We start from the raw sequence: 4738 nt of genomic DNA on the forward strand, positions 1-4738 counted from the left end.
CGGCGGCACCGTGGCGATGTGGGCGATGATCCGCGATGTGAGCGAGCTCGCCGCGGCGCAGCTCGCTCACATCGCGGATCATCGCCCACATCGCCACGGTGCCGCCGTGGTCGTCGAGGACCGGCTCGCCCGCCATCTGCACCGTCCGCTCGGACCCGTCCGGGCGCGTGATGCGGAACTCGCAGTCCACGGGCCGCCCGTCCACCAGGCACCCGGTGACGGCGGCGGTCAGCGCGGGCTGGTCCTCGGCGGGCAGCCAGGAGGGCAGCTGGTCCAGGCTCAGCGGCCCGTCCTGCGCGGCCCTGCCGAAGATCGAGAACAGCTCCTCCGACCAGACCACGTCGTCGGTCAGCAGGTCCCACTCGGCGCTGCCCACGCGCATGCCGAGGCGCGCGCGCCCGTCGGGCGCCGTCGCGGCCCGCAGCTGGTCGAGCTGGTCCGCGGCCTCGTCGAGACGGTGCGCGGCCATCGCCCACCCCGCGTGCCGTATGCCGGCCGCGGAGCCCGGCGCGGCCCCGCCCTCCGCCCCGCCGGGGGTGTCGGCGAGGCGTGCGGTGTCCACGTCCTGCCGCAGGCGGCGGGCGCGCTCGACCAGGTCGTCGAGCGTGGGTCCGGCTGGCACCTCGTTCGCGGGGTGATCCGGGTTCTGGGAGGAGAGCATGGCTGGTCCCCGATACGGCGCGGTCTGGCCCTGGCAAGCCGGAGCGGTCGGCGCGGTCGGCGCGGGCGACTCCAGACTGTTGCACAGCCTTCCCCGCCCGGTGAGAGATTCAGCCGCCCCGAGGGCGCGGGTTCCCGCGAGAAGGGTGTAGAACGGCTGTGACCGGCAAGGAGCCCGCCCAACGGAAATCCCGTTGCCAGCGGATCAGACGCACCGGATGCTGACTCATATGTTCGCCAGTCCGACCGAAACAGACATAGCGCCCAGCGGGACCCTCCTCGGGCTCCTCCAGCGGGGGCGCGGCGACGGGTGGCTGCACGCCCTCGCGGCCCCCAGGGCGGAGGCCGTCGCCGCGCTGGACCGCTGCGTCCTGCACGATCCCCGCCAGGACTGGCAGCTCGAACACCGCTCCCTCTACTACGCCAGGCTCTACGTCGAGCTGGGCGCCGGCCTCGACGCCATCGCCGCCCACCTGGCCGACCCCGAGGACGCGCTGCGCGACGACGAGGAACGCACCGGGCTCGCGCTGTCCGTGCTGGGCCACCTGACCTCCTACGGCAACCGCGAGGCGCTGCGGCTGCTGCGCCGTTACGCCATCGCGGGCACCAACTGGCGCTGGGCGCTCGACGAGCTGGCCGTCCGCGACGACGACACGGGCCTGCGCGCCCTCGGCCCCCACGTCCTGGCCCGTTTCCCCTGCGACGAGCAGGGCGGCGCGGCCCTGACGGCGGCCGTCAGGGACTCCTTCGAGCCACGCCCCTGGCACCTGTGGGCGGACGATCCGGCCCGCCCGGGGCAACGCGCCCGGCTGGAGCGGGCCCTGGAGGACGGCGACTTCGACCGATGGCAGCGGCAGCTGCGCCCGCCGGGCCCCCAGCCGGGCTGGAGCGTCGCCTCCGTGCTGGACTGGGCGCGCGACGGCTACGAGCGGACCCCGCGCCAGTGGCGCGAGGCGTCGGCCGCCCGGTGCCTCGGCGCCGTGGCGGGCCCGTCCGACCGCACCAGGCTGCTGGCCACCGCCGCGGACGGCCACCCCGCGCCCGGGGCGGCGGCCCTGCGCCACCTGGCCGAGCGCGGCGACCCCGACGTCTTCCCGCTCATCAGGGACGGCGCCGCGTCGGCCGACCCCGATGTCGCCCGCGCCGCGGTGACCGCGTTCTCCCGCATGCGGGGACCGGACGCGCTCAGCCACGCGCGGCGCTGGGCCGAGCGCCACGACGACCTCGGCGCGTGCGCCGCCGTCATGCTCGCGGACCACGGCGAGCTGCGGGACGCGCCCCTGGTGCTGGCTGCCCTCTACCGGGCGGTGCGCACCCGAGGCACCGACGCGAGGGAGCTGCGCCCGCTGGTCGAGGGCGTGGGCCGGCTGGCCGTCACCACGGCGGTGCCCGTGCTGCGGCACATCTACCGCGAGACGTCCTCCTCCCACCTGCGCGGCCACACCGCCGGCGCGCTCGCCGCCACCGATCCCTCGTTCGCCGCGGGCTTCGCCGTCGAGTGCCTGTGGGACTGCGAGGAGGACACCCGCGAGGTCGCGGCCCGCTGCGCGACCACCGTGGACCAGCGCGTCGTGGAACGGCTGCGGCGCCTGGCCACCGACCCGGCGGAGCAGGCCGGGGTGCAGACGGCCGTCAGGGGGCGCCTCGCGGCGCGGGCCGTCGGCTGATGATGCTCATGGGACGTTTTCCGAACGGACATACGGATGTGGGCAGGGGCACGCCGGCACCGGTGACAACTGCCGTATGCGCACCTCCCCGATGCGAGTCGCCATCATCACCGAGTCCTATCCCCCCGACATCAACGGCGTGGCCCGCTGTGCCCTGGAGACCGCCCGTCACCTGACGCGCCGCGGCGACCACCCGCTGGTCGTCACCCCCGCTCCCGCGCCCGGTGTCCGCGCCCGCCACGACGGCCCCGCTCCCGTCGTGCACGTCCCCTCCCTCCCGCTGCCCGGCTATCCCCAGGTCAGGGTCGCGCTTCCCAGCCGCAGGCTGGCCGCCGCGGTGGCCGCTCACCGCCCCGACGTCATCCACCTCGCCAGCCCGTTCATCCTGGGGGCGCGCGGCGCCTCCCTGGCGGTCAGGCTCGGCGTCCCCGCCGTCGCCGTCTACCAGACCGACCTCGCCGGCTACGCCCGCACGTATCTGGGGGCGGGCGAGCTCGCCGCCTGGCGCCGGATACGCGCCGTGCACTCCGCGGCCGATCTCACCCTCGCGCCCTCCTCCGCCTCGCTGCGCGCCCTGGAGGCCCGCGGCATCCCCCGGGTCGAGCTGTGGGGGCGCGGCGTGGACACCGCGAACTTCCGGCCCTCGGCGCGGGACGCGGCGCTGCGCCGCGAGCTGGCGCCCGGCGGCGAGCTGCTGGTCGGGTACGTGGGCCGCCTCGCCCCCGAGAAGCACGTGGAGCTGCTGGCCGAGACCGCCGTCCTGCCGGGCGTGCGGGTCGTCGTGGTCGGCGACGGGCCGAGCGAGGGCGCGCTGCGCGCGGCGCTGCCCGGGGCGCGGTTCCTCGGCCGGCGCACCGGCGAGGACCTGGCCCGCGTCTACGCGTCGCTGGACGTGTTCGTGCACACGGGCCCGTTCGAGACGTTCTGCCAGACGGTGCAGGAGGCCCAGGCCAGCGGCGTCGCCGTGGCGGCCCCCGCCGTCGGCGGCCCGCTCGACCTCGTCGAGCACGGGGTGACCGGGCTGCTCGTCCCGCCCCGCGACGCCGCCGCCGTGCGCGACGCGGTCTCGGCCCTGCGCGACGACCCCCAGCGGCGCGCGCGGCTGGCCGCCGCCGGTCACGCCGCCGTGCGGGGCCGCTCCTGGGAGGCGATCGGCGACCAGCTGATCGGCCACTACACCCGGGTGCTCGACGCGCGGACGGTGGCCCTCCGGTGAGCGGGCGGAACGGGGCGGGGCTGCGGATCGTCCGCCTCGCCAACTTCGTGGCCCCCGCCTCGGGGGGCCTGCGCACGGCCCTGCGCGAGCTGGGCACCGGCTATCTGGAGGCCGGGCACGAGCCGGTGCTCGTCGTCCCGGGCCGGAGCGCGGGCGACGTCATGACCGGGCAGGGCCGCGTGATCACCCTGCCCGGCCGGGTGCTGCCCGGCACCGGCGGCTACCGGGTCATGACCGACAGGGCGCGGCTGACGCGGCTGCTCGCGGAGCTCGCGCCCGACCGGCTCGAGGTCTCCGACCGCACCACCCTGCGCTGGACGGGGCAGTGGGCCAGGCGCCACCGCGTCCCCTCCGTGATGGTCTCGCACGAGAGCGTGGACGGGGTGATGGCGACCTGGGGCCTGCCCGGGGGCCTGTGCCGGCTGGCGGCCGACCGGCTCAACCTCCGCACGGCGCACGCCTACACCCGCGTGGTGTGCACCACCGAGTGGGCGGCCAGGGAGTTCCAGCGCGTCGGGGCGCGCAACGTCGTGCGCGCGCCGCTCGGCGTGGACCTGCGCCGCTGCCGCCCCGACCTCCACGACCCCGCGCTCCGCGCCGACCTGGCCGGCGGCTCGCCCGTCCTGCTGGCCATGTGCTCGCGGCTCTCCCCCGAGAAGCGCCCCGGGCTCGCCCTGGACGCCCTCGCCGAGCTGCGCCGGGCCGGCACCGACGCCGTCCTGGTGGTGGCGGGCGAGGGCCCGCTCGGCGCCCGGCTGCGCGAGCGGGCCGCGGAGCGGCGGCTGCCGGTCGTCTTCGCCGGCCACATCGGCGACCCGGCGGACGTGGCGGTCCTCCAGGCCAGCGCCGACGTGGTGCTCGCGCCGGGACCGGCCGAGACGTTCGGGCTCGCCGCCATGGAGGCGCTGGCCTGCGGCACCCCCGTGGTGGCCAGCGCCAGGTCCGCCGTCCCCGCGCTGCTCGGCACCGCGGGCACCCGCGCCGACGGCACGGGGCGGTCGTTCGCCGACGGGGTGCGGCGGCTGCTGGCCCGCCCCGAGGCCGAGCGCCGCGCGGCGGCCAGGGCGCGCGCCGAGGAGTTCCCGTGGAGCGCGGCCGTGGACGCCTTCCTGGCCGCCCTCGACGCGCCGCGCGTCGGGGCGGCCGCCGGCGGCGAGCGGTGAACGGGCCGCCCGCCGCGCCGCCGGGGCCGGGC

Annotated in this window: 4 protein-coding genes; 3 read left to right on the plus strand and 1 reads right to left on the minus strand. The window is 77.6% G+C overall.

The features are described from left to right. A partial coding sequence (locus tag ADY01_RS32995) for a PAS domain-containing protein (protein ID WP_049580430.1) occupies positions 1-661 on the minus strand: 661 nt, incomplete at its 3' end. A gap of 229 nt (positions 662-890) precedes the next feature. Here ADY01_RS32995 and ADY01_RS33000 point away from each other — a divergent pair. From ADY01_RS33000 to ADY01_RS33010, 3 genes are all read left to right on the plus strand, one after another. Then, on the plus strand, positions 891-2327 hold the full coding sequence (locus tag ADY01_RS33000) for a HEAT repeat domain-containing protein (RefSeq protein ID WP_049580428.1): 1437 nt from the start codon (positions 891-893) through the stop codon (positions 2325-2327). A 91-nt stretch (positions 2328-2418) separates the two neighbouring features. Beyond that, positions 2419-3543 carry a glycosyltransferase family 4 protein gene (locus ADY01_RS33005; protein ID WP_049580431.1) on the plus strand — a complete coding sequence of 375 codons (1125 nt, stop codon included), beginning with the start codon at positions 2419-2421 and terminating at the stop codon, positions 3541-3543. Next, entirely contained in the window at positions 3540-4706 is a 1167-nt protein-coding gene (locus ADY01_RS33010; protein ID WP_049580429.1) for a glycosyltransferase, read from the plus strand. Before ADY01_RS33005 ends, ADY01_RS33010 begins: the two co-directional genes overlap by 4 nt. Positions 4707-4738: the final 32 nt, after the last annotated feature.

The sequence above is a fragment of the Streptomyces sp. SBT349 genome, assembly GCF_001083795.1.
Classification (GTDB): Bacteria; Actinomycetota; Actinomycetes; order Streptomycetales; family Streptomycetaceae; genus Streptomyces.

Excerpts from the sequence above, each read along its gene's own strand:
- ADY01_RS33000 (WP_049580428.1), top strand. The coding sequence starts at position 891 with ATGTTCGCCAGTCCGACCGAAACAGACATAGCGCCCAGCGGGACCCTC.
- ADY01_RS33005 (WP_049580431.1), top strand. The coding sequence starts at position 2,419 with ATGCGAGTCGCCATCATCACCGAGTCCTATCCCCCCGACATCAACGGC.